This is a genomic window from Bacillus sp. EB01 (assembly GCF_000613125.1).
Lineage (GTDB): Bacteria > Bacillota > Bacilli > Bacillales > Cytobacillaceae > Bacillus_D.
In genome coordinates this window covers 1-26288 of the sequence record NZ_HG964497.1, presented here as the reverse complement: position 1 = coordinate 26288, position 26288 = coordinate 1, and the positions used below count along the sequence as shown (strand labels likewise).

The following is a 26288-nucleotide window of genomic DNA, read 5'->3' as shown; positions in this document are numbered from 1 at the left end:
TAGCTCATAAAGTTACGTTGGCTGATGGCCGAAGCCATCAAAATATTATTGTTTGTTGACGCTTGTTTGTTTAGTTTTCAAGGAACAATCGAGGTCGTCTTCAAAAACGACTTTATTAGAATAACATCTTCAAGAAAGAAAGTCAACAACTTTTTTCTTAGCCGCTTTATCAATCAGCGACCTTTACTATATTACAGTGATTCAACCTACTAGTCAACCATTTATACTAAGTAAAATTTTCCTTTTACTCAAAGGCAAATTTAAATCCTGTTCCCGGAATAAATTAAGTGAACTTTTCCAGCAGACAGAAATTCAAAGCACTCATACCCGAGGAGAATTAAAAAACATAAAAAATCTCTCAAGCGAGAGATTTCATTACAATTGCATACTTTTCATCCTATTACCAAGATATTCACTGCTACTAAAGCCGCAATTCCTGGCACTCCCAAAAAACCGGATACTGCCGTTGTAAAAAAATTAATAGGTACATGAATGCCATACTGGTTTCCGAGGGTATTCAAAAAGAATAAAAACAAAGCACCTACCAACAGTTTTATAGCAGCCTGGCCTAAAGCCCTTGCTGATCTCATGGGTGCCCCCATAATTAATAATAGTACAATTAACCCGCCAAGTATTGATATGACAAAGATTGGTTCCAAGTGAATAACCCCTCCCCATGGGTACTTATCTTCTACTAATACAATATGTACAAGTATTAGAAAAAAGACCGAAGAAGGGATTATGCTCACAGTAAAACAAAATGCTCACAATCTTATTTAATTGATATCTTTCGATATTTCGCTTCCTTAAGAAGCAAAAAATATCTCGCTTCGGCAAGCTTTGTCTGGCAAATCACTTCTTCTGAGGGATCAAAGGATATGTTCAATAAGTCCTTTTGTTGACGCCAATCTGCTCTAAGTTCGTTTAACAGGTTTAGGAACTTTTCATTTGATTCGGCACGCAGCCTGCCTTTTCTGCGAAAAAGCATCTTTTGTCCTCCTTATAGCTCACGGCGGCCTTCCAATGCTTTTGAAAGGGTTACCTCATCTGCGTATTCAAGGTCTCCACCCACAGGGAGTCCGTGGGCAATCCTTGTAATCTTTATTCCTGATGGTTTAAGTAACCTCGATATATACATAGCTGTTGCTTCACCCTCTATATTGGGGTTGGTGGCAAGTATCACTTCCTGAACCGTTTCATCCTGAAGCCTTTTAAGCAGGTCAGGAATATTGATATCTTCAGGGCCGATGCCATCCATAGGTGAAATTGCCCCGTGCAATACATGGTAAAGACCATTAAATTCTTTCATCTTTTCCATTGCGATAACATCTCTGGGATCCTGCACCACACAGATCATGCTTTTATTTCGGCGTTCATCCTGGCAGATATAGCAAGGGTCCTGGTCAGTTATATGCCCACATACAGAGCAATAGCTTAAGTTTCGTTTAGCATTTACCAGTGCTTTTGCAAAATCAAGAACAATTTCCTCTTTCATGCCAAGAACGAAAAACGCCAGACGAGCGGCCGTTTTCGGGCCGATCCCTGGCAACTTCATAAAACTATCAATCAGTTTTGATATAGGTTCAGGATAATGCATGTAAATTCCTCCTAGAACAAGCCGGGAAGGTTCATTCCTTTAGTAAATTGCCCCATTGTTGATTCAGATAGCTCTTCAGCCTTAGTTAAGGCATCGTTTACAGCAGCAAGGACCGTATCCTGCAACATTTCAACATCTTCTGGATCAACAGCTTCCGGATTAATTATTATGTCTACCACTTTCTTATGGCCAGTCACCACGACCGTAACCATACCCCCGCCAGCGGTTCCTTGAACTGTTTTTTCTCCGAGCTCCTTCTGTGCTTCCTCCATTTGCTTCTGCATTTTTTGCATTTGCTTCATCATTCCTTGCATATTGCCCATGCCGCCCATACCTGGCATTCCTTTTCCACGTTTCATAATAATCATCTACCTCCAGTTTTAATCAATTATCTCAACGAGATCTCCACCAAACAATTTTTTGGCTTCATCAATCAAAGGATCTTCCTCTTTTCTTACCTCTTCTTCTCGTCCTGAATGCTGTCCAGCAAGGAAGCTTTCACGAATTTTCACCCATTGCTCTTCCGGCACACCCGCGAATGTAAAAGTTTTGCCAGTTGTTTCTCTCAGGCCATCGGTTACCGCCTCTGTGAACTTAGTATTTTCCATTGCCATTTGGCAATGGATTTCATGCTTGAATTTAATGACAAATGAAGTTTGGGAAGCAGCTACAGGTTCAGCTTCATTTAATAAAGCCGAATGAGATTTCATTAGCCGTTGGAGCATCTCTGCCCACTGGCTTTTAATCAAGTTAAGGTCAGACTTTGTGGCATCTTTAAGTATTTCATTGATTTTTCCTGCTGGGGCTTGAAAACCCCTCCTTGACGTTCGCTGAGACTGTTTTTGCACAGGGGCATTGCTCTCATTAGTAGATGCAGCAATTCCATTTTTCCGAAGTTCCCTGACTTCCTCTTCAAGTTTATTGATTTTATTCAAAAGTGCTGATATGTCTTGACCTGCCGACTGGTTACTGCTAGTGCATCCTTGCGAGGAGTCCAACTGACATAGTTTGACCGTTGCAACTTCAAGGAATATTCTCGGGTTGCTTGTCCACCGCATATCTTGCTGGGTCTTATTTAACAAACCTATCAAATCATAAATTTGGGGTGCGGAGAATTTCTCGGAAAGCTCCTTAAAGCCATCATCCATCATGACCCGCTCAAGTGATTCTTCGAGAGTTGGTGCAGTTTTAAACAGAAGCATGTCCCTGAAAAATAATATAAAGTCTTCTATGAAACGGGAAGGGTCTTTCCCCATATACAACAGTTCATTTAGAGAATCAAGACCTTTAACAACATCCTTTTCCACTATTGCTTCTGCCATCTGATATAAAAAGTTCTGGGATACAGATCCTGTAACAGTCAAAGCATCTTCAATTGTCACGCGCTCGTGGCTGTAAGAAATAGCCTGGTCTAAAAGGCTTAATGCATCCCGCATACCGCCTTCAGCAGCCCTCGCGATGATTGGAAGGGCTGCTGGATCATAGGATGTTCCAGTTTCATCCGCAATCAATTGCATGCGGCCCACGATCGCCTTTGCAGTAATCCTTTTAAAATCAAACCGCTGGCACCGCGAAACAATCGTCAGCGGGATTTTATGCGGTTCAGTAGTTGCCAAAATAAACATAACATGACGTGGCGGCTCCTCAAGTGTTTTAAGGAGAGCATTGAACGCCCCAGTTGAAAGCATATGCACCTCATCAATAATGTAAACCTTGTATCTTACAGAACTAGGCGCATATTTTACCTTGTCACGTATATCTCGAATTTCGTCGACACCGTTATTTGAGGCGGCATCAATTTCAATAACATCTTGTATTGTACCGTTCGTTATTCCAAGGCATGAGCTGCATTCATTGCAAGGTTCCGTTACAGGTGCGTGTTCACAGTTGACCGCTTTTGCAAGTATTTTTGCCGCAGTGGTCTTCCCGGTCCCGCGCGGTCCCGAGAAAAGGTAAGCATGAGTTGTTTTTTCCTGAACCAGTGCATTCTGCAAGGTTTTGGTAATGTGTTCCTGGCCTACCACATCAATAAATTGCTGTGGACGCCAAACACGGTATAAAGCCTGATAAGACACTGGACTGCCCCCTTCTAATACTGCGGTCAAAATGAATCCTTTCTATTATACCGTATTCTTATGTAAAGTGTAACTAGATTAGCCGCAGTATAAACCGGACAATTTTAACAAGAAAAGCGCAAGCACCGCATTTTGTACTATGTTCTTTTGGATTAACCTTCAATCCTTACTTCCTTGTGATCCACATATAAACAGGCTCGGGAAAAGAACTATCCAGCCCCGCAATATCTATCATTACCTAAAACAAAAAACCCACCCCTAAAGGGATGGGCATTATTATCATGTTAAGCTGCCGTGCACCTTCCTTCGACTGCCATCCATAAGCGTTACTTAAGCAGTTAGCTCGGCCCAGGCAACCCTGCGGCACATAGGAGTGACCACTTAATGCTGCTTCCTTCCGGACCTGACATAGTTCATGGATTCCCATTGCGCAGGACCCGGACGTCAACACCACTTACTTAAGGCAGACCCTACAGAATAACAGCCTCAGGAAGGGATTCAACCCCGCTAGAGCGGATTGCGGGTACAGGGCACCGCTACCTCCCCGTCTAGCACGGCAAAGTGTGCGTCAAGATGACACTTTTTTAGTATACATAATTTTAGTCAAAAATGCAATGACACATTAACTGTCAATTCCTGTCTGACCATCCAGGTCTTTTTGTATAGAAAGATTCTTTTCTGTTTTTTTCTTCTGGCGAATCATACGAAAAAAGCTAGAAAGCATCGAGCCACATTCCTCCTCAAGCACACCAGGAACAACAGTACACTGATGATTAAACCTGCTTTCATCAAGAAGGTTCATTAACGTGCCAGCACAGCCTCCCTTTGGATCAGCCGCGCCGTAAACAACTCGTTCAACCCTGGAAAGTACGATAGCACCTGCACACATTGCGCACGGCTCGAGAGTTACATATAACGTTGACTTCTCAAGTCTCCATGTGTCCAATTTCTCACAAGCCTTTTCTATTGCCAGTAATTCCGCATGAGCTGTTGACTTTTGGCAGGTTTCACGAAGATTGTGAGCCCTGGCAATAATCTTATCATCAACAACCAGAATTGCTCCAATCGGAACTTCCTCGAGTGCCTCAGCTTTCTCTGCTTCTTTTATAGCTTCTTTCATATAGAAAATATCCTGCAGGTTCTCCATCCAGACACATCCCATGTGAATATTGACTTTGCTTAGTATAACATGAATCTGCCTTTCCCTTCATACAATGGTCTTAGCGTTAATTTGTGCTAGGAGGGAAACACATGCAGATTCATGTAGTGGAACAAGGACAGACATTGACCACCATTGCACGTACTTACGGAACAACAGTAAATGATATTGTTGAAGCAAATGATCTGCCGAATCCGAATGACCTTGTAATTGGCCAGGCCATGGTCATCCCTATAGTTGGCAGCTTTTATTTTGTCCGATCAGGTGATACCCTTTCTTCAATTGCCCGCAGGTTTGGAACAACGTATCAAGAACTTGCACGAATCAATCGAATCCAAGTGAACCAGCCACTTAGTATTGGCTTCCGTCTCTATATCCCGCCCCGGCCGAAGAGGGCAGGAGAATTTAATGCATATGTGGAACCCCGAGGAACAACAGTTGCACCCGCCCTTGAATCAGCCGCTAGGCAAGCTGCACCTTTCTTGACTTATCTGGCACCTTTTAGTTTTCAAGCCCAGCGGGATGGTTCCTTAAAGGAACCTCTATTGAATAATTTTCCTGCAATAGCCGGGGCAAATAACAATGTACTAATGATGGTTATTACTAATCAGGAAAATGATCAATTCAGTGATGAACTGGGGCGTATTCTGCTAAATGATATCGCTATCCAGGATCGTTTCCTAAACAACATTGTTACAACCGCCAGGAGACTCGGTTTCCGGGATATTCATTTTGATTTTGAATATCTGCGGCCTGCAGACAAAGAAGCGTATAATACCTTCCTTAGAAAAGCAAGTGATCGATTCAAGCAGGAAGGCTGGCTAATCTCAACAGCACTAGCCCCAAAGACAAGCGCGACTCAAAAAGGAAGATGGTATGAAGCCCACGACTATAGGGCCCATGGGGAGATTGTCGATTTTGTTGTCATTATGACCTATGAGTGGGGATATAGCGGTGGACCAGCGCAGGCGGTATCCCCAATCGGTCCAGTTCGTGAAGTGCTCGAATATGCGCTTACTGAAATGCCTGGTACCAAAATCATGATGGGGCAGAACCTATATGGTTATGACTGGACTCTTCCATTTGTTCAAGGTTCGATAGCCCGGGCAGTTAGCCCGCAGCAAGCCATCCAAATTGCAGCTCGTAATAATGTCAGTATCCAGTATGATACAAGAGCCCAAGCTCCATTCTTCAGATACACAGCGGAAGGAAGGAACCACGAAGTTTGGTTTGAGGACGCCCGGTCAATCCAGGCTAAGTTCGACCTTATCAAAGAGCTGAACTTGCGAGGAATGAGCTATTGGAAGCTTGGTCTTGCTTTTCCACAAAACTGGCTGCTGATCACCGAGAATTTCAATGTAACAAAAAGGGTTACATAAATACTTCGCCCGCCTAATTCTCTCTTCTGATACCATTAAAATAAATGCGCAGGAAGGCCTTGAAATTAAAAGCTTGCGGGTTGTCTAAGCAGACAACCTGCTTTTATTTACAGAATAAAAAGAATTTCTTTTTTAAAACCCTTTATTTCCAAGGCTTTAAAACTAAAACATCTACTCCCTTAAATATTCCATATCCTCTCTGGCATAGAATATGGTAAAATACACTTTGTCTACTTACGACATATTTCTACTTAAAACTTGTTTTTTCTGCTTATACATACATCACACTAGACAAGCAGGCGTGGAGAAGGAGGACTTGAAATGGGGGAAGTACCCTTTATTACAGTTGAAGGGCCGATTGGAGTGGGGAAAACATCTCTTGCTAAAGCAATTGCCGACCATTATCAATTTGCTTTATTAAAGGAGATTGTTGACGAGAATCCTTTTTTGGGAAAATTCTACGAAAACATTGAAGAGTGGAGCTTTCAAACCGAAATGTTCTTCCTGTGCAACCGGTTTAAGCAACTAGGGGACATCAATACCCATTACCTCGAAAAAAGTGAGCCTGTTGTTGCAGATTACCATATTATTAAAAACCTGATTTTTGCCCAAAGAACCTTGAGCAACGATGAGTATAAAAAATACTTTAAAATTTATCAGATTCTAACTGAGGACATGCCAAAACCGAATGTAGTCATCTATCTTAATGCAAGTCTGGATACCCTGCTTTCACGGATTGAAATGCGAGGCCGCGAAGTTGAGAAAAACATCAGCCCCTTGTATCTTGAACAGCTGTCCCTTGATTATGAAGATGCTATGACTGCCTTTGAAGAGCAGCACCCTGAGATACCAGTACTTCGCTTTAATGGCGACGAAATGGATTTCGTTAAAAATGAACAGGATTTGGACAAGATTTTGGGTGATCTCTCATTATCATTGGAAAAAAGCAGCTGGACCAATACATTATAAGGATGGGGAAATAGTTTGAGTATCGTAATCGGCGGTATGATTGGCCTTGGTAAAACAAGTGTGGCAGATTTACTGAATGACTACTTTCAAAGCAAAGGAATCGACAGCAAGGTTTTCTATGAAACCGTTGATGATAATCCGATTCTACCGCTTTATTATGAATTAACACCAGAAGAGCTTGATGCAAAAAGAATTCCATTTCTCTTGCAGTTGTTCTTTCTGAATAAACGCTTTAAAACAGTAAAAGAATGTGTAAACTGGCATGAGCCGATTTATACGATTCAGGACAGATCCATATACGAGGATTGGTATTTTGCTTTTGTAAATAAAAAACTCGGCCGGATCTCCGAACTTGAATTTAAGATTTATGAGGATCTTGTAGATAATATGATGGAAGAGTTAAAGGAGCTGCCTAAAAAAGCACCTGAGCTAATGGTATATTTAAGAGGGTCCTTTGATACGGTTATTGACCGGATCATGTCCCGGGGCAGAAGCTTTGAAATTAATCCGGAACTAAAAGAATATTATTTTGAAGTATGGAAGGATTACGACGAGTGGGTTATTAACCACTACGATGCAAGTGAAGTCCTTATCATTGATATGGATGTAACAGACGTCGTCAATAACCCGGAAGATGCAGTACGTGTCTGCAAGATGGTTGACAATAAATTGAATGAAATCCTTTTTACTAAAACGCATACCGGCTGAATAGCCAGTATGCGTTTCCTATTTGTCGCGTATGACTAAGAGGGCCTCGTAGAGCCCTAATCTTCCTAAAGCAAAAAAAATCCGCCGCATGGGTAGCCATGCGGCGGATTTAATCTCCAGTTTTATGCGCGTTACATTTCTTTATGAAAAGAATGGCGGAGGAAGAGGGATTCGAACCCCCGCGCGGTTTAACCCGCCTGTCGGTTTTCAAGACCGATCCCTTCAGCCGGACTTGGGTATTCCTCCGTATTGACAATGGATATCTTACTATAAGAATAATCCCACTGTCAACCAAAAAACTGTTGTTTATATTTTTGGAAAATTCACCTTTACATTATAAGGAAGAGGCGGTTTTCGCCCCTTCACTCACACTATGACTTGTGTCTTCTAAATGGCTTGTCTTGACTAACAGATTACCTTATTTCGCTTCGCCCGCCCATATATGGCCTTAAAACTTCAGGGATGACAACTGAACCATCTTCCTGTTGATAATTTTCAAGGATTGCCGCGACGGTACGGCCAACCGCAAGACCTGAACCGTTGAGTGTATGGACATGTTCAGGCTTTGCACCTGGCTCGCGGCGGAAACGAATATTAGCCCTGCGCGCCTGGAATGCTTCAAAGTTGCTGCAAGAAGAAATTTCACGATATGTCCCATAGCTTGGGATCCATACTTCGATGTCGTACTTTTTCGCAGCAGTGAATCCAAGATCGCCGGTACACATGCTAAGAACACGATATGGAAGTCCTAATAATTGAAGAACCTTTTCAGCATCAGCAGTCAGTTTCTCAAGCTCATCATAGGAATCTTCGGGCTTAACAAATTTAACTAACTCTACTTTATTGAATTGGTGTTGCCTAATCAGCCCCCGTGTATCCCTACCAGCGGATCCCGCCTCGGAACGGAAACAAGCACTGAATGCTGCATAGCGGACAGGCAGCTGTTCTCCGTTTAGGATTTCATCCCTATGCAGATTCGTTACTGGGACCTCCGCAGTTGGAATTAGGAAGAAGTCTTCACTCTCAATCCGGAAAGCATCCTCCTCAAACTTCGGAAGCTGTCCTGTACCAGTCATGCTTGCTCTATTTACCATATAAGGAGGCAGCACTTCCAAATAGCCATGCTCATCCACATGAAGGTCAAGCATAAAATTCATTAAGGCTCGCTCTAAACGGGCTCCAAGTCCTTTATAAAAGACAAACCTGCTTCCGGCCACTTTGGTTGCACGCTCAAAATCAAGGATTTGCAGGCCATCAGCTATATCCCAATGGGGTTTTGCTTCAAAGTTGAAATCACGGACTTCCCCCCACTTCCTGATTTCAATATTCTCATCCTCGGTATCGCCAACCGGCACACTCTCATGAGGCAGATTGGGAATGCTCAACATTAAATGGTCAAGTTCCTCCTCAACCCCGCGAAGTTCTTGATCAAGCTCCTTAATTCTGTCACCGACTTCGCGCATCTCAGTAATCAGCTGGTCTGCATCCTTTTTTTCTCGCTTTAATACAGCAACCTGCTGGGATACCTCGTTCCGCTTGCTCTTAAGCTGTTCAGCTTCGACTATCAGGTCCCTTCTTTTCCTGTCCAACTCTTCAAACTTCCCCAGGTCGGTAAGATCCTCCCCCCGGTGTTCAAGCTTTTTCTTTACTCCTTCAAAATCTGCCCGTAATACTTTGATATCAAGCATTCTTTACATCCTCCTTTTAACCAGCGGTATTTTCATGAGGCCAGGCGCTTTTGAACGCAAAAAACTCCCGTCCCCAAACAGGGACGGGAGTTAACCCGCGTTGCCACCCTGGTTGGCAGCACAAGCTGCCCACCTCAATTACATAACGGTTTGACCCGAAAGCACTTACTTGCCTTTTCAGCTTTCCATGCTTTGCTCAAGGATGGATTCGCAGGCTCCGCACACCGGTTTCCACCAGCCACCGGCTCTCTTTGGAGCAGAACTCCCGCTACTTTTTCCTCTCATCGCTTTTTCATATGTTTAAATTTGTACTTTATAATCTACTACAATTTTCGCCTGTTTGCAAATGAATTATACACTTTACATTTATCCGGCTACTATATCGATAAGATAGGCGTAATCCTGTTACCCTCCACTATTTGAGGATAGAATAAACATCCATGGACTGTCGTTCTGGCAGTACCATTAGGAATAATCACTTTTAATAACTATCGTTTTAAAAAAGGCCCCTGTCAATCCAGGAGCCTTGTAAGATCGTGCATATTAAAACAGCCCTTTGATACCTGATACGATGCTTCCCCATAGGTCTCCAAAGAAGCCGCCAATTCCGCGCATCATTAGAACAAACCAATTGGCTTTCTCAACGTTCTCTGCTGCAATGACAGGAGTCCGAATGCTGTTCTGGCCATTTTCGGTCAAGTATGATTCTTTTGCATCATCTTTAGCCTTAACAGTCATATAGCCAACAACGTCTCCCTTTTTAATGGGAGCAGTCAATTCCCCATCCTTGTTTAACTTCTTTTTATCCAGTACAAGAACTGGCTTGTAATTATCTTGTTCACCATTTTTGATCATAGCAGAAACAGGTTCTTTAGTCTGAATCTTTACGCTATCCTCTTTCCCCTTTGTAATATCGAGGGACTTTTGTCCCTTTAAGGAGAAATTTGCAGGAAGGATTTCTGTTTTTGTGTAATTGGCAAATCCGTAATCAAACATTTTCCTTGTTTCATCGAAACGAGCCTTATAATCACCTTTGCCATTGGCTCCCTTTGCGTCCATGACCACGGTAATGAAACGTTTACCGTCTCTCATAGCTGTTCCTGTAAAGCTGTATCCTGCAAAGTCGGTTGTTCCAGTTTTCAGACCATCTACGCCAGGATATTTATACACTAGTTCTGGAAGCATCCAGTTCCAGTTTTCCATGTTGATTGCATCCTCTGTGCCTTCCCTGAATATCTTTTTCGGGATACTTGTTGTCTCCAGCACTTCTGGATAGTCCTTCAATAAACGGTAGGCAAGCTGTGCAGTTGAACGGGCTGACATGACATTCTCATCTTCTGCGCCTGTCCCAGCCGGATGATTACCCTTGTAATCACGATTGTTAAGTCCGGTTGAATTAACAAACTTATAATCTTTAAGACCAAGTTCCTTAGCCTTATCATTCATCATTTTAACGAAATTGGATTCTGAGCCAGCAATGGCTTCTGCAATCATTATTGTGGCGCCATTTGCAGAGTAAATCGTCATTGCCTCATAAAGTTCCTTAATGTTATATGTCCCGTCTGCCCTTAGTGGTACATTGGAAAGACTGGTATCATGGGAAATGGCATGAACAACGTTGCTTACCGATTGCTTCTGATCCCATTTCACCTTTCCTTCCTTAATTGCTTCAAGAAGCAGATATTCTGTCATCATTTTCGTCATACTCGCAATGCCGAGAACACTATTGGCATTTTGTTCATATAAGACTTTTCCTGAATCCGCATCTACAAGAATTGCAGCCGCTGCCTTAATATCAAGTGAGCCCTCTTCTGCAGCTTGTGCCGGTGCCGGTACTGTGACAATTCCTGCAAGCATGGCAACCGCAAGCACAATCGCTATGTACTTCTGATAAACCTTTTTCTTCACTGTTACGCCCTCCAACATCTTTTTACATTTTTTTATCTTACCATACTTACAAAGGGATTGATAGACGGAGGTAAGCCCTATCTTCCTGCCAAGATTTACAAAAACCTTAGTCATTCCTTAGCTAAAAACAGAAAAAGGCAGGGAATTTTCTTCCCTGCCTCCGCCTTTATTTTGAATAGTTTGGAGACTCTTTGGTAATTTGCACATCGTGCGGATGGCTCTCGCGAAGCCCGGCCCCAGTCATTCGAATAAACTGGGAGTTTTCACGAAGATCTCGCAAGCTTGCTGCGCCACAATATCCCATTCCTGCGCGTAAACCGCCCGCAAGCTGAAAGATTGTGTCAGTAAGCGGTCCTTTGTATGGAAGTCTGCCTTCAATGCCTTCCGGTACGAATTTTTTAGCATCCTCTTGGAAGTAACGGTCCTTTGACCCTTTTTCCATAGCTCCCTCAGAACCCATTCCCCGGTAAACTTTATAGCGTCGCCCCTCAAATATCTCTGTTTCCCCTGGGCTTTCAGAGACACCTGCTAGCAGGCTTCCAAGCATGACTGCATGTCCACCAGCGGCGAGCGCCTTAACCACGTCTCCAGAATATTTAATGCCGCCATCAGCAATTATGGCCTTACCATGTTTACGGGCTTCTGTTGCGCAGTCAAAAATAGCTGTAATTTGCGGTACACCAACCCCGGCTACAATTCTCGTTGTACAAATTGATCCGGGTCCTATTCCAACCTTTACAACATCCGCGCCTGCTTCTATTAGCTCACGGGTTGCTTCAGCAGTAGCTACATTTCCAGCAATAATTGCCAGGTTAGGGTACGCACTGCGGATCTCGCGTACTGTATCAAGGACTCCTTTTGAATGGCCATGGGCTGTGTCAATCACTATCACATCAACCCAGGACTTTACCAGTGCTTCAACCCGCTTCATTGTATCGCTCGTCACGCCGACTGCAGCGCCAGCCAAAAGCCTGCCACTCTTATCCTTGGATGAATTCGGAAATTCAATTACCTTTTCAATATCTTTGATTGTAATTAAGCCTTTGAGAATTCCATTATCATCAACAAGTGGGAGTTTTTCAATTTTATGTTGCTGCAGAATCTTTTCCGCTTCCTTTAATGTTGTTCCAACTGGGGCTGTAATCAAGTTTTCTTTAGTCATGACATCAGAAATTTTAAAAGAATAATCCTCATCCTGAATAAAACGAAGGTCACGGTTTGTTAAAATGCCTACAAGCTTCAGTTCTTCTTCATTGTTTACAATTGGAACGCCTGAAATCCGGTATTTACCCATTAAATGCTCTGCATCATAGACTTGATGCTCTGGAGTAAGGAAGAACGGATCGGAGATAACGCCTGATTCAGAACGCTTTACTTTATCAACCTGTTCAGCCTGCTGCTCAATGGTCATATTCTTATGGATAATACCTAGGCCGCCCTGTCTTGCCATAGCAATCGCCATTTCCGCTTCTGTAACAGTATCCATCCCGGCAGAAATTATTGGCAAATTTAGTTTAATATTCGCACACAATTCTGTTTGGAGGCTGACTTCCTTAGGCAGCACTTCAGACTTCGCAGGTATTAGCAATACATCATCAAATGTTAACCCTTCTTTAACAAACTTGTTTTCCCACATATTTGTCCCTCCAAACTGAAAATATTATTAGTACTTTAACAATTGGGCAATATACTGTCAAGGTTAGAATCAGTAATCTGATTATTCAATCATACCAACATTTTAACCTAATACTCCTAATGTAAAGGAGGTTTGCCATGTGTGGCGCAGCTATAGAGGTTGGGATAGCTTTTCATTTTTTCTTTCCGCGGACTATGCCCAATCCTACTTGCAAGAACGCTATGAAAAGCTAGGTTGTAACTCCCCTGACCATAGAAGTTTCGAAAATAGCTACTCATTTATCTATTATCTTGAGCATGGGAGCATTTACTATTCACAGGCCTCCCAGGCACCTATTGTATTGCAGCCTATACTGCTTTTTTATGGACTCGTTCACTTGGTAAAAGCATGTATTCTAACAGTAGATCCAGCTTATCCTGAAACAACCGCTGTCCTTGCCCACGGTGTTTCAACCCGCAAACGAAAAAAACAACAATATCAGTTCTTTGAGGACGAAGTGAAATTTCAAAAAAACGGCCTTTTTCCGCACTTATCCGACAAATTGTTCCACATGAAACAGATTGAGGGAGACAAAATGACAATGGAAGAATTGCTTCGTCTCATTCCAGAACTGGACAGCCTTTTTTGGCCACTCGAAGGACAGGCAAACTTCTTTCCCTTTCATGAACAGGATAGCTTTTATTTTGTCCCTGAAAAGACATTGGATATATACCATATGGCAGAGGGCAGGTTTAAGGAATTTTTCGCGGCACAAACCGGGATTCATTTAGGAGTGATGAAGGAAGGTTTTGCAAGGCTTGAGTCACCTCCTTCTCCCTATTCACTTAACCAGCCTACCTTTCTGAAATATCATTTTCTTGATAAAAGATTTGTTATGCCTTATAAGAAGGGCCAACACTCCCTATTTCCGGAACTGATGGCCCATTACCTGCTTTTATACAATTTAAGTATGATTGCCCGTTATGAGACAGAGTGGTGGGGAGAGGCTGTCAAAATGATGCCAAATCGGGACTTTCCATTCATAAAATCCTTTTTGGAACTCACCCGCGAAAAAAGTCCCTTCCTGATTTATTGTTATTTAACCAAAGACCTAAAGGGCAGGGGTGACATTTAGTGCTCTTGCCCCGATATCTCTTCGATAAAAGGTTCCAGGGGAATTGATTTTCTGCATATCCTTATAGACCTTCTGTTGGGCTTCTGCCAGGGTTGGTGCTTTGGTGCAGGCAAGGTAAACACGGCCACCATCCACATAAAACCGGCCTAACCCATCTTTTTGCGTGCCTGCATGAAAAATAAGTGTTTCAGGGCTAACTGCATCAAGTCCCTCAATAATGGCTCCCTTTTCTGCTTTCTCGGGATAGCCTTTTGCAGCGGCGACTACACCAATTGAGAAGGATTGATTCCAGGTTAATTTAGGAGCTTTGCCATCAAGGACCTGAAGGATTGCCTCAGCCAAATCTGTCTTTAAGCGCGGCAGGACGACCTGTGTTTCAGGATCGCCAAACCTAGCATTGAATTCAATTACTTTAGGTCCCTGTTTTGTTAAAATAAGCCCGGCATACAAAATCCCACAGAAGCTTCTTCCTTCCTTTATAAGTGCCCTTGCTGCAGGAATCAGGATTGTTTCGATTGCGGTTTCGATTGCACTTTGAGGAATGTGCGGAACAGGAGAATAGGCTCCCATTCCGCCTGTATTTGGACCCTGATCGCCATCGTATGCCCTTTTATGATCCTGGGCAATTTCGAGCGGCACCACTACCTCACCATTTACAAAAGCCATTAATGAAAATTCTTCGCCCTCAAGGAATTCTTCAATAACAATAGAAGAGGATGCTTCCCCAAACTTCTGTCCAATAAGCATTTCTTCAATAGCCATTATTGCCTCTTCTTGCGTAAGGGCAACCGTAACGCCTTTGCCGGCAGCAAGGCCATCGGCTTTTATGACAATCGGTGCCCCCTTTTCTTCAATGTAGGCTTTTGCTTCTTTAAAGGAATGAAAGACTTGATAGTCTGCAGTCGGGATTTGATAATTTTTCATTAATGACTTTGCATAGGCTTTGCTCCCTTCAATCAGAGCCGCCCTGCTTCCTGGCCCAAAAACAGGCATTCCAGCCTCCAGGAATCTGTCTGCAAGACCTGAAAATAGAGGAATCTCTGGCCCTATAACCGTAAGACCAATGCCTTTTTCCCTGGCAAAGGACGTCAATTTTTCAGCATCAGTTTCCTCAATGGGTACTAGGGTAGCTACATCGGTCATTCCGGCATTCCCTGGGGCCACAAATACATTTTCCACTAAAGAACTTTCACTAAGCTTTTGGCAGATGGCATGCTCACGGCCACCCCTCCCGATTACTAAAACATCCATGTGACTCTAGCCTCCTTAGTGTTTGAAGTGGCGCACCCCTGTGAAGACCATTGCAATTCCATATTGGTCCGCCTTTTTAATAGAATCTTCATCCCGGATTGATCCTCCTGGCTGGATGATTGCTGTTATCCCTGCCTGAGCAGCTGCTTCCACAGTATCATCCATAGGGAAGAATGCATCAGACGCCATTGCAGCCCCGTCCGCTTTAACTCCAGCTTGTTCGAGTGCTATCTTTGCAGATCCAACCCGATTCATTTGCCCGGCGCCAATACCGAGGGTTTGTGCATCATTTGTAACCACAATTGCATTCGACTTTACGTGTTTGACAACTTTCCAGCCCAGCTTTAAAGCCTTCCATTCTTCCTCCGTCGGCTGGCGCTTTGTTGGAACAGTAATAGTCGCGTCTTTTAAGGTGTATGCATCCTGGTCCTGAACGAGCAGACCACCCTCAATGGAAACAAGGCTTCTTTCGGTCTTCTTTCCTGCGCCATCCTGTATTTTGAGTAGACGCAAATTTTTCTTTTTCTGCAATATCTCAAGTGCTTCTTCCGAGAAGGAAGGCGCAATAATGATTTCGAGGAAGATTTCATGAAGCCTTTCTGCTGTTTCCTTTTCCACTTCTCTATTGAAAGCCACAATACCACCAAAAATAGAAACAGGATCCGCTTCATATGCTTTTTCATAAGCGGCAAGGACTGTTTCACCAGTACCAACACCACAAGGATTCATATGCTTAACAGCAACAGCAGTAGGCTCTGAAAACTCCTTCACAATCTGAAGTACTGCATTTGCATCGTTAATATTGTTATAGGATAGTTCCTTCCCATGCAATTGCTCTGCGCTTGCAATTGAAAAGCCTGATCCAAGCGGGCTCTTATAAAAAGCTGCCTTTTGGTGAGGATTCTCACCATAGCGAAGCGGGTTTTTCAATTCATATGTAACTGTCAGACTTTCAGGCTGTTCCTCTCCTGCTAATTCTGTCAAATAAGTAGCAATCAGAGCATCGTATGCAGCTGTATGGCGAAATACCTTTGCTGCAAGCCTGCGCCTTGTTTCCTTTGTGGTCTCTCCATGGTCTTTAAGCTCGCCGAGTACAACGTCGTAATCTTCCGGGTCCGTTACAACGGTCACATGCTGATGATTTTTCGCAGCTGCCCTCAGCATCGACGGGCCTCCGATATCAATATTCTCAATTGCTACCTCAACAGTAACTTCAGACTTTGAAATGGTCTCCTTGAACGGATATAAATTCACACATACGATTTCAATTGGTTCAATCCCATGTTCTTGAAGTTGTTCGCAGTGACTTGGCTCATCCATTTTTGCCAAAAGTCCGCCATGGATTTTTGGATTGAGTGTTTTTACACGGCCTTCAAGAATTTCCGGAAAATCTGTTACATCTCTGACGCCAATGACAGGGATGCCGGCCTCCTGGATTGCCTTTTTTGTTCCGCCTGTTGAGACAATTTCGTAGCCGAGCCCAGCCAGTTCCCTGGCGAAATCTGTTATTCCTCTTTTATCAGATACACTAATCAGTGCCCGTTTTTTTGCCATAGTGCCGTCCTCCCTGGGTAGTAACTAATGTTTGGAGTACCATTGGATAAAGCCTGTGCTCAACTTTTTGTATTTTGGCCTGCAGGCTTTCGGGTGTTTCACCTACCACTATTGGAACCTCAATTTGTTCGATTATAGGTCCGGTATCCATTCCTTCATCAACGAAATGGACTGTAACACCCGTTTTGCTTGCCCCGTCGGCCAATGCCTGGCCTACCGCATCCTTTCCCTGGTATTGTGGAAGCAGGGAAGGATGAATATTGATAATCCGGCCTTCATACGAAGAAAGAAGAACAGGACCAATTAACCTCATATAGCCTGCGAGGGCAATCCATTCAATTTGTGAATCTGCCAGTTTTTTTGCAAGAATCACCTCGTACTCTTCTTTACTAGAAAACTCTCTCGGTGAAAAAACAAACGTTTCGACTCCCGCTTGCCTTGCTCGTTCAATTACAAACGCTCCTGGCCGGTCACAAACGAGTAATGTGACTTTTGCATTTAAAAGGCTGCTATGGGAAGCTTCGAGAATAGCCTGAAAGTTGCTGCCATTCCCCGAGGCAAACACCGCAATATTGATCATGATAGTCGTATCCCTTCCTGGCTTGTCACAGTTCCAATTACTGAAGCACGCTCCCCATAAGCTTCAAGGTGGCGGATTAACCCCTCAGCTTGCTCTTCTTCAATGGCAACAACCATGCCAATGCCCATGTTAAATACATGATACATTTCATCTCTGTTTATATCTCCCAATTGTTCAAGCAACGTAAAGATTTTTGGAACTTCCCAGCTTCCTTCGGTAAGGCTCGCGCCTAGACCTTCCGGCAGCATCCTTGGTATGTTTTCATAGAACCCCCCGCCAGTAATATGGGACATACCTTTTATCGGAAGGCCCTTCAAGGCGGATAAAATTGGTTTTACATATATTTTTGTTGGCTTTAGTAATTCATCGCCCAGCTTGCAGCCAAGCTCTTCAATGTAGTCATGTACATTTAAGCCTGCTTTTTCAAAAAATACCTTTCTTGCCAGCGAAAAACCATTACTGTGCAGACCGCTTGACGCAATGCCTACAAGGACATCACCAGGGCGGATTTGCTCCCCTGTAATAATCTCTGATTTCTCACAGGCACCAACTGCAAAGCCAGCTAAATCATACTCATCAGAATTATACATGCCAGGCATTTCAGCTGTCTCCCCGCCAATCAGGGCACAGCCTGCCATTTCACATCCATCAGCAACTCCCTTTACGATTGCTTCAATCCGATGAGGTTCTGCCTTACCGCAGCCGATATAGTCTAGAAAATAGAGGGGCTCTGCCCCTTGAACAACAATGTCGTTTACACACATGGCGACAGCATCAATGCCGATTGTATCATGCTGATTCATCATGAAGGCAAGCATCAGCTTTGTCCCGACTCCATCAGTGCCGGTAACCAGCACTGGTTCCTTCATATCCAGAGATGAGAGATCAAACATTGCCCCGAACCCGCCAAGGCCTCCCATCACGCCTGGCCGTACCGTCTTCTTTACGTGGCGCTTCATTCTATCAACCGCCTCATAGCCTGCCTCTATATTGACACCTGCATCTTTATAAGCTTTTGACATAGCGGCCTCCTGAGTGACATGGGGCGGAGCTCCGCTTCGCTACTCTCCACCGCCATTATTTTGTTGGTACAAATATTATAAATTTGTCTTCACTGGTGTGAGATTTTTTTGGTAATAGTATTGAAGTGTATCCGGATAAAGTTCGGTTGGATATTCCCCGGTAAAGCAAGCGAGGCATTGGCCACAATTCTTCCCTTCGTGCTTCCGGCCAATTGCTTCAAGCATTCCTTCCATGCTCAAGAATGTAAGTGAATCAGCCCCTATGATTTTCCTTATCTCCTCAGGTGAATTCGAGTGGGCAATCAATTCCTCTTTTGCCGATGTATCAATGCCATAAAAGCATGGGTGTGTTATAGGTGGAGAGCTTATCACTACATGTACCTCACGGGCCCCGGCCTCCTTCAGCATTGAAACAATCCTCTTGCTCGTTGTCCCTCTGACGATGGAATCATCAACCATAATGACACGTTTTCCCTCAACTACGCCTCTAACTGGTGCTAGCTTCATTTTAACGCCCTGCTCACGGAGGGATTGAGATGGTTGGATGAACGTACGCCCTACATAGCGATTTTTAATCAATCCCATCTCATAAGGGATGCCCGAGGCCTCAGCGTAGCCAATTGCTGCAGAGATACTGGAATCAGGCACCCCTGTTACGACATCACCCTCTATTTTTGCTTCAAGGGCCAGTCTTTTTCCTAGGCTTTTCCTTGCAGAATGGACATTGATTCTATTTATGTTACTATCGGGACGTGAAAAATAAATATATTCCATCGAGCAGATTGCCTCTTCCCGGCTTTCTGCAAAGAATTCAGTATGGAGTCCATCCTTATTTATAACCAACAATTCTCCTGGCAGAATGTCACGGATAAATTCTGCGCCTACAGCGTCAAAAGCACATGTTTCTGATGCAATCACATAGGCGTCGCCCAATTTTGCCAGAGAAAGAGGCCTTAGCCCCTGTGGGTCAAGCGCGACCATCAATTCGGTTTCAGTAAGAATGCCATATGCAAATGCACCTTCAATTTGTTTAAGGGCATTTTTTGCACGATCTTTAAGAAGCCATTCGCTGTTTCTTCGAATTAAATGGGCAAGTACTTCTGTATCGGAACTAGTTTGGAAGATGCTCCCCTGTTGCTCAAGAATCGATTTAATCAGCTTTGCATTTACTAGATTGCCGTTGTGAGCGAGTGCCATGCTGCCTGTGTGTGAATGGAAGAGAAGGGGCTGGACATTTTCATATCCACCCCCGCCTGCTGTGGCATAACGGACATGGCCAATTGCTGCATGGCCTTTCAATCTTGCTATTGCCTGCTCAGTGAAAATCTCGGAAACTAAACCTTCCCCTTTAAGGCCAGTAAGCTTTTCGCCGTCTGACAGTATGATTCCGGTTCCTTCCTGGCCCCGATGCTGGAGGCTATGAAGTCCATAATACGTCAGCCTGGCAGCATCCTCATGTCCCCAAACTGCAAAGATCCCGCATTCCTCGTTCAATCCCTTTAATTCAGCAAGCATGGGATAGCTCCTCTCCAGGCTGTTTCACATTTATTAATTGATTCACTAATGACTTTAACCCCATTCACTTCTATGTTCAAAATTGGTTCAGAGGTAACGGAGCCAATAAGCATGGCACCGGTTAAGTCTTCAAATTCTCTTTGATGTTCTTTTTTAACTGTTAGTAAGAACCGTGATTGTGACTCGCTGAATAGTGCGGATACCGGGTTTCCGTTAAGCTGTACCGCAGCTCCAAGGCCATCTGATCCAATTGCGCACTCAGCGAGGGCAACCGCAAGGCCCCCTTCAGATAAGTCATGGGCAGAAGCAACAATGCCAGAGCGGATAGCATCTAATACAGCCTTCTGGTAGGCAGCTTCTACTTCCAAATCAAGTTCCGGGCATATACCAAAAATTTCGCAATACATAAGCTTCTGGAGTTCGGAACCTCCGAATTCATCTTTCGTTTCACCTAGTAAATAAATAAGGTCGCCTGCCTGCTTGAACTGCTGTGTTGTGATATGGCTAATATCTGTAACAAGCCCAACCATGCCAATAACTGGAGTTGGATAAATGGCATTACCGTTCGTTTCATTGTAGAGTGATACATTTCCTCCAATAACAGGTGCATTTAGAGTACGGCATGCCGCACTAATGCCGTCAGCTGCCTTTTCCATCTGCCAGAAAATTTCTGGTTTTTCCGGGCTGCCAAAGTTCAGGTTGTCTGTAATAGCCAGCGGCTCGGCACCTGAACAAACAACGTTACGAGCAGCTTCCGATACAGCTATTTTCCCGCCTGTTTCAGGGTCCAGGTAAAGGTAGCGTGAATTACAGTCCGTTGTCATGGCGAGACCCTTTTTAGTCCCTTTGATTCTGATAACTGCAGCATCGGAGCCTGGTGCCACAACTGTATTTGTACGTACCATATAGTCATATTGATTGTAGACCCATTCTTTTGAGGCTATGGTAGGCTGCTTTAACAACCTAAGAAGAGTTTCCCCGTAGTTATCAACTTCCGGGACGCTGCTGGCCATTGCCTGGAATTCACGAAAATAAGCTGGTTCAGTTGATGGCTTATGGTAAACCGGTGCTTCAAGTGCCAGTGCATCAACAGGAACATTAGCAGCTACTTCGCCCTGATGCATTAAGCGAAGCTTCTTGTCATCTGTAACAACCCCAATGGCAACAGCTTCTAGTTCATATTTTGAAAAAAGGTCAACAATTTCCTGTTCGCGCCCTTTTTTTACAACAATCAGCATCCGTTCCTGGGATTCCGACAGCATCATTTCATAAGCAGTCATCCCAGATTCCCTTTGTGGAACAAGATCCAGGTTCATCTCTATACCGAATCCTGCCTTGCTCGCCATTTCGGCACTAGAGCTTGTCAGTCCTGCAGCGCCCATATCCTGAATTCCAACAAGAGCATCAGATTGTATAAGTTCGAGGCATGCCTCGAGCAAAAGCTTTTCCATAAATGGATCGCCAACCTGGACCGCAGGGCGTTTCTCATTCGATAGGTCTGTTAGCTCTTCAGAAGCAAACGTTGCTCCATGGATGCCATCGCGTCCTGTTTTGGCACCTACATACATCACTGTATTGCCAACTCCGCTTGCCAACCCCTTTTTAATATCCTTATGGTCAATCAAACCTACACACATTGCATTGACAAGCGGATTGCCCTCATAGGAAGCATCAAACTGAATTTCTCCCCCTACTGTCGGGATGCCAATGCAGTTTCCATATCCAGCTATTCCGGCAACCACTTCCTTGAATAAGTAGCGGATCCGAGCTGATGAATCAAGTTCACCAAATCTTAGTGAATTCAATAGCGCTACTGGCCTTGCTCCCATAGAAAAAATATCACGGATAATCCCGCCAACCCCGGTCGCAGCTCCTTGATACGGTTCAATTGCAGAGGGATGGTTGTGGCTCTCAATTTTAAATACAACTGCCTGGCCATCGCCAATATCGACAACTCCAGCTCCCTCACCTGGGCCTTGCAGTACACGCTCCCCTTTTGTCGGAAACTTTTTTAAAATCGGCTTGGAATTTTTATACGAGCAATGTTCAGACCACATTACTGAAAACAATCCAGTTTCAGTATAGTTGGGAAGACGCCCAAGAATTTCTTCCACCTTTGTGAACTCTTCATCAGAGAGGCCCATTTGCTGATACAATCTTTCTTCCCGAATTTGTTCCGGTGATGGCTCAAGCGTTAACAACATATGATTCCCTCCATTGCTTCACAATTGATTGGAACAGAAGAAGGCCGTCAACACTCCCGAGCAGTTCATCGGCTGCCCTTTCAGGATGCGGCATCATTCCCAGGACATTTCCCTGCTTATTGATGATTCCTGCAATATTATCCAGGCTCCCATTAATATCTTCTGTATATGTAAACACAATTTGATTATTTGCCTTAAGCGTTGCGAGAGTCTTTTCATCGCAAAAATAGTTTCCTTCTCCATGTGCAACAGGGATGGACAGTGTCTGCCCTAATGTATATTCACCCGTGAACATTGTTTGGTTGTTCTCAACTTTTATCTTTGCTGGAGAGCAAATGAACTTCAAGCTTTCGTTTCTTCTGAGGGCTCCTGGCAACAAGCCTGCCTCAAGGAGTATTTGAAATCCATTGCAAACGCCAAGAACCGGTTTCCCTGCTTCTGCCGCTTTAATAATTTCAGCCATAATTGCACTGAACCGGGCAATCGCTCCGCAACGAAGATAGTCGCCGTATGAAAATCCCCCTGGGAGAAGAATCCCATCATAGCCATCAAGACTTGTCTCTGTATGCCATACGAATTCCGCTTCTGCACCGAGTTCATCTCTTATCGCATGGTACATGTCGGAATCACAGTTCGATCCAGGAAAAACAATTACCGCAAATTTCATTGGACCATAGCCTCCTCGAATTCGTAACGGTAATCCTCGATAACCGGATTTGAAAGTAGCTTTTCACACGCTTCCCGAACTACAGTTTCAGCATCCCTGCCTCCTGTTTCAATAAAAAGCTCCATATACTTTCCAATCCGCACGTCAGCGACCTCTTCATATCCAAGTGAGTGCAGAGCATTTGAAACTGCCTTTCCCTGAGGATCCAAAACACTTTCCTTCAACGTGACATAAACCTTTACTTTGACCATGTTAAGCCTCCCAATCTATTAAGTATTTTTTCATAGGCTTCCTTAAGGCTGCCAAGATCCCTCCGGAAAACGTCTTTATCCAGTTTTTCGTTTGTTTTGCTATCCCACAAACGGCATGTATCAGGTGAAATCTCATCAGCAAGGACAATTTTTCCCGACGCATCTTTTCCGAATTCAAGCTTAAAGTCAATAAGGTTAATCCCTATCTCCTTAAAGAAAGTGGATAAAACATTGTTAATTTCAATGGCCTTTTCTTTCAAAATTGCAATCTCGCCCTGCGTTGCTAAATTCAGTTCAAAAATGTGATCTTCGGTAATGAGTGGATCGCCAAGATCGTCATCTTTAAGATAAAATTCAACAATCGGTTTTTTAAGTGGCTTTCCCTCTTCCATACCGAGCCGTTTTGCCATACTTCCTGCTGCTACATTTCGGACAACAACTTCCAGTGGAATAATCGTTACTCTTTTAACAAGCTGGCTATTCGCGGACACCTTTTCCACAAAATGCGACTCAATGCCTTGCTCTTTTAGCATTATAAATATATTTGAACTGATTTCATTATTAAGCTGGCCCTTACCAGAGATTTCTGCCTTTTTCTCCCCGTTAAAAGCGGTAGCAGAATCCTTGTATTCCACTAGCACAATCTGTTCATCAGCTGTTCGGTATATCCTTTTTGCTTTTCCTTCATACAATAGTTCTCCCATATATACGGGCTCCTCTCACTTGGCGGATACGGCTGTTTCTTTTACATGCCAAATTCCTGTTTTTTCAATCTCATCCAATGCTTCATCAACCGTGTTTCGGAGCAATGTTGCATGCCCCATCTTCCTGCCCTTCTTCGCTTCGGTCTTCCCATACAAATGTACATTCCAATCCTTCAGTTCAGATAACTTTTCCAAAAGCTTCCCCTGGTGCTCACCAAGGATATTTACCATAACTGCAGGTTTCAAGAGATCTGTCCTGCTTAGCGGCAAGTTGCATATAGCCCTGATATGTTGAGTAAACTGGGACGTTTCACACGCCTCAATGGTGAAATGGCCAGAATTATGAGGCCTTGGGGCAATTTCATTAATTTTGATGGAATCATCATCCATCAAGAACATCTCAACTGCCAAAGTGCCAACCATTTTAAGTGATTCAGCCAGCTTCATTGCAATGGCAGTTGCAGTTGCCTCTGCCTTTTTACTTAACCTGGCAGGGACAATTGTTTCATGAAGTATATTGTTATGGTGAATGTTTTCGGCAATAGGAAATACCGCCGTTTCCCCGCTTGTATTCCGTGCAACAATAACAGAAATCTCTTTCTTAAATGAAAGCCACTGCTCTACGACGCAAGGCCCATGATGAAGAAGTTCTGCTGCAGCGTTAAGGCTTCCTTCAGCTCTAACTACATACTGCCCTTTTCCGTCATATCCGCCCCTTGCTGTTTTGACGACACATGATCCAAGTTGTGCTGCTGCCTCAGTTAGTTCTTCTTTTGTTGTAATTGCCTTATACGGTGCAACAGGAAGCTCAGCCTCTGTTATCGCCTGTTTTTCGGCTATTCTATCTTTGGCTATCTGGAGCACTTTCGTGCCTTGTGGAACCCAGGAAAGCTTTGCTGCGGCTTCCAATGCATTTTCATCTATATTTTCAAACTCGTACGTAATTACATCGCTTATTCCAGCAAGTTGTTCCATTGCTTCAAGACTGCTATATGGCCCCACAACTTTATGATCTGCCACCTGGCCACATGGTGAATCCGGGTTTGGATCTAGTACTGCAATGCGATAGCCCATTGCCTTTGCTGTTAATGCCATCATCCTGCCAAGCTGGCCGCCGCCGATAATACCTATTGTATCCCCAGGCAAAATAGACTCCCTAAACAAGCTGGCCACTGCTTTCGAGGGCAGCATCCTCAGCTGCTCTCCTCATTTCTTCAATTCTTTCAGCCAGAACTTCATCATTTATAGCAAGCATCTGTGCGGCAAGAATACCTGCATTTTTTGCTCCACTTTCTCCTATGGCAACTGTTGCTACAGGAACACCAGCTGGCATCTGAACAATCGATAGCAAGGAATCGAGTCCATTTAAGGCCTTCGACTTTACCGGAACCCCAATAACTGGAACAATGGTCTTAGCGGCAACCATCCCGGGTAAGTGCGCTGCTCCACCGGCACCGGCGATGATAACTTCAATTCCCCGGCTCTTTGCCTTTTCTGCGAATTGAAACATATAGTCAGGCGTCCTATGTGCGGAAATAACCGTTTTTTCGTGGGGCACCCCAAGACTTTCTAGTATGGAGCATGTATGTTTCATTGTTTCCCAGTCCGATTTGCTCCCCATAATGACGGCAACTTTTGCATTCAAATTAATCCCACCCTTTGCAAAAAATAAAAAACCCTGGCCAGACTGTTCCCCTTAAAAAAGAGAAAGCAGTCCGGCCAGGGCCAGAAAGGCAAATACAAATAGAAGCTGAATTAAAAAAACTCCACCGCTTCAAATTTAATGCCGCTTTCCCTCATAGTCCGGCTATTTACGGTAGCCAGGTAGAAACTTATGGGCCATATCCCCATGATTATACGAGGTGCAATTACATTTATATTCTTGATGGTACCATCATAACAGCTTCAACTAGAAGCCGTCAACCAACAACAGCGAACGTTAAAGATTAACAATATTAAATTGTTCGCCTTTAGGCCTGTCAGATATTGAAAATTCATGTTATTTAATAGCAATAATTGTTGTATGGCATATACGCCTCGTGACAGGCAAAGAACGGCCTGTCTCTGCGATGATTATTCTTGGGAGCTTTCCTTTATGTCCCTGCGATGATTATTTTTAGAAGCTTTCCTAGGCACTGGAGCTGGGTACAAAAAAGGGAGAAACATATAAATTCTAAGAATACGAAAAAGGACAACCCGTATTGGGTTGCCCTTTTCTTGTTGCCCGGCAGCGTCCTACTCTCACAGGGGCTTACGCCCCAACTACCATCGGCGCTGAGAAGCTTAACTTCCGTGTTCGGGATGGGA

The 26288-nt window shown here is 43.9% G+C and carries 24 protein-coding genes, 1 tRNA gene, 1 rRNA gene, 1 other RNA gene, 1 riboswitch and 1 other annotated feature; of the genes, 4 read left to right on the top strand and 23 right to left on the bottom strand.

Annotation, left to right across the window (positions count from 1 at the left end; all coding sequences use genetic code 11):
- Positions 1-392: 392 nt before the first annotated feature.
- The 7 genes from TY16_RS00125 to tadA form a co-directional block, all read right to left on the bottom strand.
- Positions 393-659: a pro-sigmaK processing inhibitor BofA family protein gene (locus tag TY16_RS00125; protein ID WP_043929628.1), complete on the bottom strand. Its 267-nt coding sequence runs from the start codon at positions 657-659 to the stop codon at positions 393-395.
- Positions 660-772: 113 nt separating this feature from the next.
- Entirely contained in the window at positions 773-988 is a 216-nt protein-coding gene (locus TY16_RS00120) for a YaaL family protein (protein ID WP_043929627.1), read from the bottom strand.
- Between the two features lie 12 nt (positions 989-1000).
- Entirely contained in the window at positions 1001-1597 is a 597-nt protein-coding gene (gene recR, locus TY16_RS00115; protein WP_043929626.1) for a recombination mediator RecR, read from the bottom strand.
- 11 nt (positions 1598-1608) lie between these two features.
- The gene (locus TY16_RS00110) at positions 1609-1929 is read right to left on the bottom strand and encodes a YbaB/EbfC family nucleoid-associated protein (protein ID WP_043934386.1); all 321 of its coding nucleotides are present in this window, start codon (positions 1927-1929) and stop codon (positions 1609-1611) included.
- 48 nt (positions 1930-1977) lie between these two features.
- Complete coding sequence (gene dnaX, locus TY16_RS00105; protein WP_043929623.1) at positions 1978-3672, bottom strand: DNA polymerase III subunit gamma/tau; 1695 nt, start codon at positions 3670-3672, stop codon at positions 1978-1980.
- A gap of 292 nt (positions 3673-3964) precedes the next feature.
- Positions 3965-4229, bottom strand: an RNA gene (gene ffs / locus TY16_RS25485) — signal recognition particle sRNA large type.
- A 65-nt stretch (positions 4230-4294) separates the two neighbouring features.
- On the bottom strand, positions 4295-4819 hold the full coding sequence (gene tadA / locus TY16_RS00100; protein WP_043929622.1) for a tRNA adenosine(34) deaminase TadA: 525 nt from the start codon (positions 4817-4819) through the stop codon (positions 4295-4297).
- Positions 4820-4923: 104 nt separating this feature from the next.
- On the opposite strand from tadA, the gene TY16_RS00095 reads away from it, so the two are divergent.
- From TY16_RS00095 to TY16_RS00085, 3 genes are all read left to right on the top strand, one after another.
- A complete protein-coding gene (locus TY16_RS00095) occupies positions 4924-6210 on the top strand; it encodes a LysM peptidoglycan-binding domain-containing protein (RefSeq protein WP_043929621.1) in 1287 nt (428 codons plus the stop codon).
- Between the two features lie 321 nt (positions 6211-6531).
- Entirely contained in the window at positions 6532-7179 is a 648-nt protein-coding gene (locus TY16_RS00090; protein ID WP_043929620.1) for a deoxynucleoside kinase, read from the top strand.
- A gap of 15 nt (positions 7180-7194) precedes the next feature.
- A complete protein-coding gene (locus TY16_RS00085) occupies positions 7195-7887 on the top strand; it encodes a deoxynucleoside kinase (protein ID WP_043929618.1) in 693 nt (230 codons plus the stop codon).
- 153 nt (positions 7888-8040) lie between these two features.
- Here the strand turns inward: TY16_RS00085 and TY16_RS00080 are convergent.
- The 4 genes from TY16_RS00080 to guaB form a co-directional block, all read right to left on the bottom strand.
- Positions 8041-8133: transfer RNA gene (locus TY16_RS00080), tRNA-Ser, on the bottom strand.
- A 167-nt stretch (positions 8134-8300) separates the two neighbouring features.
- Positions 8301-9575: a serine--tRNA ligase gene (gene serS / locus TY16_RS00075; protein ID WP_043929617.1), complete on the bottom strand. Its 1275-nt coding sequence runs from the start codon at positions 9573-9575 to the stop codon at positions 8301-8303.
- A 76-nt stretch (positions 9576-9651) separates the two neighbouring features.
- Positions 9652-9869, bottom strand: a binding site (T-box leader).
- A gap of 249 nt (positions 9870-10118) precedes the next feature.
- Positions 10119-11432: a serine hydrolase gene (locus tag TY16_RS00070; protein ID WP_231505669.1), complete on the bottom strand. Its 1314-nt coding sequence runs from the start codon at positions 11430-11432 to the stop codon at positions 10119-10121.
- A 217-nt stretch (positions 11433-11649) separates the two neighbouring features.
- A complete protein-coding gene (gene guaB, locus TY16_RS00065) occupies positions 11650-13119 on the bottom strand; it encodes an IMP dehydrogenase (protein ID WP_043929615.1) in 1470 nt (489 codons plus the stop codon).
- A 139-nt stretch (positions 13120-13258) separates the two neighbouring features.
- Here guaB and TY16_RS00060 point away from each other — a divergent pair, with 139 nt between their 5' ends.
- On the top strand, positions 13259-14233 hold the full coding sequence (locus tag TY16_RS00060; RefSeq protein ID WP_043929613.1) for a YaaC family protein: 975 nt from the start codon (positions 13259-13261) through the stop codon (positions 14231-14233).
- On the opposite strand, the gene purD is transcribed toward TY16_RS00060, so the two are convergent.
- The 12 genes from purD to rrf form a co-directional block, all read right to left on the bottom strand.
- A complete protein-coding gene (gene purD, locus TY16_RS00055) occupies positions 14210-15484 on the bottom strand; it encodes a phosphoribosylamine--glycine ligase (RefSeq protein WP_043929612.1) in 1275 nt (424 codons plus the stop codon). The genes TY16_RS00060 and purD overlap by 24 nt on opposite strands.
- A gap of 15 nt (positions 15485-15499) precedes the next feature.
- Positions 15500-17038 carry a bifunctional phosphoribosylaminoimidazolecarboxamide formyltransferase/IMP cyclohydrolase gene (gene purH / locus TY16_RS00050; RefSeq protein WP_043929610.1) on the bottom strand — a complete coding sequence of 513 codons (1539 nt, stop codon included), beginning with the start codon at positions 17036-17038 and terminating at the stop codon, positions 15500-15502.
- Positions 17013-17618: a phosphoribosylglycinamide formyltransferase gene (purN, locus tag TY16_RS00045; RefSeq protein WP_043929609.1), complete on the bottom strand. Its 606-nt coding sequence runs from the start codon at positions 17616-17618 to the stop codon at positions 17013-17015. Before purN ends, purH begins: the two co-directional genes overlap by 26 nt.
- Positions 17615-18640: a phosphoribosylformylglycinamidine cyclo-ligase gene (gene purM, locus TY16_RS00040; RefSeq protein ID WP_043929608.1), complete on the bottom strand. Its 1026-nt coding sequence runs from the start codon at positions 18638-18640 to the stop codon at positions 17615-17617. The genes purN and purM overlap by 4 nt, the downstream gene beginning before the upstream one ends.
- A gap of 75 nt (positions 18641-18715) precedes the next feature.
- Positions 18716-20155, bottom strand: coding sequence for an amidophosphoribosyltransferase (gene purF / locus TY16_RS00035; protein ID WP_043929606.1), 1440 nt, complete (start codon positions 20153-20155; stop codon positions 18716-18718).
- Positions 20140-22359, bottom strand: coding sequence for a phosphoribosylformylglycinamidine synthase subunit PurL (purL, locus tag TY16_RS00030; protein WP_043929605.1), 2220 nt, complete (start codon positions 22357-22359; stop codon positions 20140-20142). The genes purF and purL overlap by 16 nt, the downstream gene beginning before the upstream one ends.
- Positions 22343-23026 (bottom strand): phosphoribosylformylglycinamidine synthase subunit PurQ, encoded by a 684-nt coding sequence (gene purQ / locus TY16_RS00025; protein ID WP_043929604.1) that lies wholly within the window; start codon positions 23024-23026, stop codon positions 22343-22345. The genes purL and purQ overlap by 17 nt, the downstream gene beginning before the upstream one ends.
- Positions 23023-23277 (bottom strand): phosphoribosylformylglycinamidine synthase subunit PurS, encoded by a 255-nt coding sequence (purS, locus tag TY16_RS00020; RefSeq protein WP_043929602.1) that lies wholly within the window; start codon positions 23275-23277, stop codon positions 23023-23025. Before purS ends, purQ begins: the two co-directional genes overlap by 4 nt.
- Positions 23265-23981, bottom strand: a complete 717-nt coding sequence (purC, locus tag TY16_RS00015; protein ID WP_043929601.1) for a phosphoribosylaminoimidazolesuccinocarboxamide synthase — start codon at positions 23979-23981, stop codon at positions 23265-23267. The genes purS and purC overlap by 13 nt, the downstream gene beginning before the upstream one ends.
- 15 nt (positions 23982-23996) lie before the next feature.
- The gene (gene purK, locus TY16_RS00010) at positions 23997-25172 is read right to left on the bottom strand and encodes a 5-(carboxyamino)imidazole ribonucleotide synthase (protein WP_043929600.1); all 1176 of its coding nucleotides are present in this window, start codon (positions 25170-25172) and stop codon (positions 23997-23999) included.
- On the bottom strand, positions 25138-25626 hold the full coding sequence (purE, locus tag TY16_RS00005) for a 5-(carboxyamino)imidazole ribonucleotide mutase (protein ID WP_043929598.1): 489 nt from the start codon (positions 25624-25626) through the stop codon (positions 25138-25140). Before purE ends, purK begins: the two co-directional genes overlap by 35 nt.
- 134 nt (positions 25627-25760) lie before the next feature.
- Positions 25761-25862: riboswitch (purine riboswitch) on the bottom strand.
- Between the two features lie 341 nt (positions 25863-26203).
- A 5S ribosomal RNA gene (rrf, locus tag TY16_RS25005) occupies positions 26204-26288 on the bottom strand; the annotation flags it as partial.